Consider the following 6,132-nt stretch of genomic DNA (forward strand, 5'->3'; position numbering starts at 1 on the left):
TAGTGTGGATAGGGTCGGACGCATGGCCCAGGAGCAGAAGCAACCGCGGAAGTCCTCCCAGGAGGAGACGGCGACCGAGGAGGTCGTCGAGACCGACGTAGCCGAGCGCAAGGAGGTGATCGACGACGACGTCGACGCCATCCTCGACGAGATCGACGACGTCCTCGAGACCAACGCCGAGGACTTCGTGAAGTCGTTCATCCAGAAGGGCGGCCAGTGAGCGACTCCCGCCTGCCCGCGTCCTACATGTCGCCCGGGACGTCGAGCTTCGCCGACTTCCTCGGCGACCACCAGCCGGACCTGTTGCCGAGCCGCCGGGCGGTGCCCACGGGCAACGCCGGCGACCTCGCGCCGCACGGCACCACCATCGTCGCCGCGACGTTCCCCGGCGGTGTGGTGATGGCGGGGGACCGCCGCGCCACCATGGGCAACATCATCGCCCAGCGCGACATCGAGAAGGTCTTCCCGGCCGACGAGTACTCCGTCGTCGGCATCGCCGGCACCGCCGGCCTGGCCGTCGAGATGGTCCGCCTCTTCCAGACCGAGCTCGAGCACTACGAGAAGATCGAGGGCACGACGCTCTCGATGGACGGCAAGGCCAACCGCCTCGCGACGCTGATCCGGGCCAACCTCGGCCTCGCGATGCAGGGCCTCGCTGTCGTGCCCCTCTTCGCCGGCTACGACATCGCCGCCGACCAGGGACGGATCTTCAGCTACGACGTCACGGGCGGGCGCTACGAGGAGACCGCGTTCCACTCGGTCGGCTCAGGGTCGCTGTTCGCCCGCGGGGCCCTCAAGAAGCTCTACCGCGAGGACCTCGACGCGGAGGGTTGCGTGACCGCCGCCGTCCAGGCGCTGTACGACGCCGCTGACGACGACTCCGCGACCGGCGGGCCCGACCTGGCCCGCCGCATCTTCCCGGTCGTGCACGTGATCACCGCCGACGGCGGTCGTCGGGTCCCCGACGACGAGGTCGCGGCCATCGCCGACCGGATCATCGCCGCGCGCATGCAGCGGCCCGACGGCCCCGCCGCCGCCCTGACCTGAGCTGAGGAGCACCCATGAGCACCCCCTTCTACGTCTCCCCGGAACAGCTGATGAAGGACCGGGCGGACTTCGCGCGCAAGGGCATCGCGCGCGGCCGCTCGGTCGTCGTGATCCAGTACGCCGACGGCATCCTGTTCGTGTCCGAGAACCCCTCCCAGGCGCTGCACAAGGTCTCGGAGATCTACGACCGGATCGCCTTCGCGGCCGTCGGGCGCTACAACGAGTTCGAGAACCTGCGCATCGCGGGTGTCCGGCTCGCGGACATGCGCGGCTACGCCTACGACCGCCGCGACGTGACCGGCCGTGGGCTCGCAAACGCCTACGCGCAGACGCTGGGCAGCATCTTCTCCTCGGGTGGCGAGAAGCCGTACGAGGTGGAGATCTTCGTGGCCGAGGTGGGGGAGTCGCCCGCCGACGACCAGGTCTACCGCCTCACCTACGACGGCCAGGTCGCCGACGAGCACGGCTTCGCCGTGATGGGCGGTGCCGCCGACGTGGTGGCCGGCCACCTGCGCGAGCACTACGCCGACGGCGCGAGCCTCCAGGACGCCGTACGACTGGCCGTGGCGGCCCTCGGGCACAGCGAGACCGACGACCGGGTGATCTCGACCGAGAACCTCGAGGTCGCGGTGCTGGAGCGCTCCCGTCCGCAGCCCCGCAAGTTCGTGCGGCTGCGCGAGTCCCGCCTCGTCGAGCTGCTCGGCGAGCGGGGACCCGCCCGGTCCGACGAGCCCCGTCCCGAGGACGCCGGGGGCGCCACACCTCCGACCGTGCCGTCGGTCGACGACCCGGCCGACCCCACCGACCAGGTCAGCGGGGGCACACCGCCCCTCGAGGACCCCGTCACCGGGGAGCCCGCGCAGCAGCCGGTCGCGCCCCCTGTCGCGCCGCCCGTCGCACCCCCGGTCGCCCCGCCCGAGACCCCGCCGTCGGACCCGGGTGGCACGTCGTCCTGAGCCGTCCGGCCCCACCACCGGCGGGGAGTCCTGCGTGTCCTTCGCCGGGACGACCCGCAGGTGTGGGTCCGCGCCCTAGGGTGGGGACATGGACCGGCGCATCTTCGGGATCGAGAACGAGTACGGCGTCACGTGCACGTTCAAGGGGCAGCGTCGGCTGAGCCCTGACGAGGTGGCCCGCTACCTCTTCCGCAAGGTCGTGAGCTGGGGTCGCTCGTCCAACGTCTTCCTGCGCAACGGCGCCCGTCTCTACCTCGACGTCGGCAGCCACCCGGAGTACGCGACTCCCGAGTGCGACGACATCGCCGAGCTGGTCACGCACGACAAGGCGGGGGAGCGGGTGCTCGAGGGGCTGCTCCTCGACGCCGAGCAGCGGCTGCACGACGAGGGCATCGCCGGCGACATCTACCTCTTCAAGAACAACACCGACTCGGCCGGCAACTCCTACGGCTGCCATGAGAACTACCTCGTCGGCCGCGCGGGTGAGTTCAGCCAGCTCGCCGACGTGCTGATCCCGTTCCTGGTGACGCGGCAGATCATCGTCGGGGCCGGGAAGGTCACGCAGACCCCGCGCGGGGCGTCGTACAGCGTCTCGCAGCGTGCCGAGCACATCTGGGAGGGCGTCTCCAGCGCGACCACGCGCAGCCGTCCCATCATCAACACCCGCGACGAGCCGCACGCGGACGCGGAGAAGTACCGCCGCCTGCACGTCATCGTCGGCGACTCCAACATGAGCGAGACGACCACGATGCTCAAGGTCGCCTCGTGCGACCTGGTGCTGCGGATGATCGAGGAGGGCGTGGTGATGCGCGACCTCACGATGGAGAACCCCATCCGCGCCATCCGTGAGATCTCCCACGACGTCACGGGTCGCCGCAAGATCCGCCTCGCCAACGGCCGTGAGGCCAGCGCCCTGGACATCCAGGCCGAGTACCTGGGCAAGGCGCGCGACTTCGTCGACCGCCGCCAGATCAGCACGCCGCTCATCGAGCAGGCCCTCGACCTGTGGGAGCGCGGGCTCAAGGCGATCGAGTCCGACGACCTCGGCCTCGTCGACCGCGAGATCGACTGGGTCATCAAGTGGAAGCTGATCGACCGCTACCGCGCCAAGCACGGCCTGCCGCTGGGCCACGCGCGGGTCGCCCAGCTCGACCTGGCCTACCACGACATCCACCGCGGGCGGGGGCTCTACTACCTGCTCGAGAAGCGTGGAGCGGTCGCGCGGGTGACCACCGACCTCAAGATCTTCGAGGCCAAGAGCGTCCCGCCGCAGAACACCCGGGCCCGGCTGCGTGGCGAGTTCATCCGCAAGGCCCAGGAGCGTCGTCGCGACTTCACCGTCGACTGGGTGCACCTCAAGCTCAACGACCAGGCGCAGCGCACCGTGCTCTGCAAGGACCCCTTCAAGGCCTACGACGAGCGGGTGCAGCGCCTCATCGACGGCATGTGAGCCTGCCTCAGCACTCCTTCAGAGACGCCGGATAGGGTGACCGCTCCGTCCAGGACGACCTCCTGCACCGACTCGAGAAGGTGGCCGAACGTGTCTCGCCCCCGCACCACCCGCACCCGCCGTACCCGCCTCGCCGCCGTGGGCGGGATCCTGCTGCTCTCCACCATGGGCCTCGCGGCCTGCGGTGACGACGACGGCGGGTCCTCCGGCGCCGCTCTCGACGCGTTCAGCGTCTCGGGCGACCCGGGCAAGGAGCCCAAGGTCACCTTCGACGAGGAGGTCGACCCCGACGGCATCGAGACGAAGGTCCTGACCGAGGGCGACGGCGAGGAGCTCGGCGAGGGCGACAACGTCTTCGCCCACATCTGGATGGGCAACGGCTTCACCCAGGAGAAGGCGTTCAGCACCTACGACGCCAAGGCCCCCGAGCTGCTGACGTACGCCGACCTCGGCAAGCCGTTCCAGGAGGCCATCGAGGGCCACACCGTCGGCTCCCGCGTCGCGGTCGTGGCCAGCGCCGCGGACACCTACGGCGAGACCGGCAACCCCCAGCTCGGCATCGGCAACCAGGACGGCCTGGTCATCATCGTCGACCTGCTCGGCAAGGTGGCCAACGAGCCCAGCGGCGAGGAGCGCGAGCCGGCCAAGTGGGCCCCCACGCTCGTCGAGGACGGCGGCACGATCACCGGCCTCGACTTCAGCGAGGCCAACAAGCCGAGCAAGAACCTGCTCGACACCACCCTCATCAAGGGCGACGGCCCGGTCGTGGAGAAGGGTCAGACCATCGCGGTCGACTACCTCGGCCAGGTCTACGACGCCAAGAAGCCCTTCGACGAGTCCTACTCCAAGCAGCCGACGTCGTTCCCGATCGGCACCGGCGCGGTCGTCAAGGGCTGGGACCAGGCGCTCGTGGGCCAGACCGTCGGGTCGCGGGTCATCCYGTCGATCCCGCCGGAGCTCGGCTACGGCGAGGCCGGCAACGAGCAGGCCGGCATCAAGGGCACCGACACGTTGTTCTTCGTGGTCGACATCCTCGGCGCGGCCTGATCCGACAGGCAGACTCGGTCCGGCCGCACCGGGGCGGCCGGACGCAGCGTCCGAGCGCAGCGTCCGACATGAGGGGGAGGCACGATGGCGAGCGACAAGGCTGAGCGCCTGCTCAACCTCTACATCATGCTGCTCGCGCAGACCCGGTTCGTGCCCAAGCAGGACATCCGGCGCGCCCACTACGCCGAGTACCCCGACACCGCGCGGGGTGACGAGGCCTTCGAGAAGGCCTTCGAGCGCGACAAGGACGACCTGCGCGAGCTCGGGGTGGTGATCGAGGTCGGGTCGCTGGACGCGTTCTTCGACGACGAGCCCGGCTACCGCATCTCCGCCGACACCTCCGCACTGCCCCAGATCCGCTTCGAGGCCGACGAGGCAGCCGTACTGGGCATCGCGGCCCGGGCGTGGGAGCAGGCGACGTTGGCGCGACGTACGACCGAGGCGATGCGCAAGCTCACCGCCCAGGGCGTCGAGGTCGACGCCGCCCGGCTCGACCTGGTGCCCCCCAGCCTGCGCGCCGAGGAGCCCGCCTTCGACGCCTTCTGGGACGCCACCCAGAAGCGCCGCGTCGTCACCTTCGACTACCAGCGTCCTGGGGAGCAGCCCCGCAAGCGGCGGCTGCAGCCGTGGGGCGTGGTCCGCACCTCCGGTCGCTGGTACGTCGTGGGCCACGACGTCGACCGGGGCGCCGAGCGGGTCTTCCGGCTCTCGCGGGTGCTGGGCAAGGTGAGCGGCATCGGCAAGGCCGGTGCGTACGACGTCCCCGCCGGCACCGACGTCTCGGCCATCGCCGCCAACCTCGCTCCCCGCACCCCCGACGTCGAGGCCACCGTGCTGGTGCGCCAGCGTGCCGGGGTGGGCCTGCGCCGCCGGGCGAGCCGCGTCGAGGAGGATGTCGACGGTCCGGACGCGGAGAGCGGCTGGGACCGCCTGGTGATCACGGGCCCCGGGTCCGACCTCGCCTCCGAGGTGCTCACCTACGGTGCGTCGGTGGTCGTCGAGGCGCCCGAGGAGCTGCGTGCCGACGTGCTGGCTCGCCTGCAGGGGGTCCTCGACCGCCAGGAGGTGGAGCGATGAGCGGGGACGCCGACAAGCCCGTCGTGCACGCCGCCCGCGAGCAGGTGGCGCGGCTGCTGGCGCTGGTGCCCTACCTGCACTCCCGCGGCGAGGTGCGCCTCGTCGACGCGGCCGTGGCGCTCGGCGTCGACCCCGAGCAGCTCGACCGGGACCTGCGCGTCCTGTTCATGTGCGGCCTGCCCGGCGGCTACCCCGACGACCTCATCAACGTCGACCTCGACGCCCTCGAGGGCGAGCGGATCATCCGGGTCGACAACGCCGACTACCTCGCCCGCCCGGTGAGCTTCGCCCCCTCGGAGGCGGCCGCGCTCGTCGTGGCGCTCCGGGCGCTGGCCCAGAGCGCGGCGCCGGAGACCCGGGACGTCGTACGCCGCACGCTGGCCAAGTTCGAGGCGGCCGGCCAGACGGCCGCCGCCGAGCGCGTGCACGTCGAGGCCACCCCCGAGCCCGGCAGCGAGCTGGTGCCGGTGCTGCAGCAGGCCATCGACCGCGGCCACCAGCTCGAGCTGGACTACCACGTGGCCAGCCGCGACGAGCACTCCACCCGGGTCGTGG

6 protein-coding genes and 1 pseudogene are annotated in these 6,132 nt (G+C 71.2%); all 7 read left to right on the forward strand.

What is annotated here, in order from left to right:
- The first annotated feature begins 22 nt into the window (after positions 1-22).
- Entirely contained in the window at positions 23-220 is a 198-nt protein-coding gene (locus AC1DQF_RS01500; RefSeq protein WP_457207626.1) for a ubiquitin-like protein Pup, read from the forward strand.
- A gap of 26 nt (positions 221-246) precedes the next feature.
- A complete protein-coding gene (prcB, locus tag AC1DQF_RS01505) occupies positions 247-1,047 on the forward strand; it encodes a proteasome subunit beta (protein WP_477523441.1) in 801 nt (266 codons plus the stop codon).
- A gap of 14 nt (positions 1,048-1,061) precedes the next feature.
- Complete coding sequence (gene prcA, locus AC1DQF_RS01510) at positions 1,062-2,003, forward strand: proteasome subunit alpha (protein WP_477523435.1); 942 nt, start codon at positions 1,062-1,064, stop codon at positions 2,001-2,003.
- 88 nt (positions 2,004-2,091) lie between these two features.
- A complete protein-coding gene (gene pafA / locus AC1DQF_RS01515; RefSeq protein WP_477523436.1) occupies positions 2,092-3,453 on the forward strand; it encodes a Pup--protein ligase in 1,362 nt (453 codons plus the stop codon).
- A gap of 90 nt (positions 3,454-3,543) precedes the next feature.
- On the forward strand, positions 3,544-4,500 hold the full coding sequence (locus tag AC1DQF_RS01520; protein ID WP_477523437.1) for an FKBP-type peptidyl-prolyl cis-trans isomerase: 957 nt from the start codon (positions 3,544-3,546) through the stop codon (positions 4,498-4,500).
- Between the two features lie 84 nt (positions 4,501-4,584).
- Entirely contained in the window at positions 4,585-5,577 is a 993-nt protein-coding gene (locus AC1DQF_RS01525; RefSeq protein WP_477523438.1) for a helix-turn-helix transcriptional regulator, read from the forward strand.
- Positions 5,574-6,132: pseudogene (locus AC1DQF_RS01530) on the forward strand (helix-turn-helix transcriptional regulator); the annotation flags it as partial. The gene AC1DQF_RS01525 and the pseudogene AC1DQF_RS01530, both read left to right, overlap by 4 nt.

Source organism: Nocardioides sp. P4_G4 (assembly GCF_056401085.1).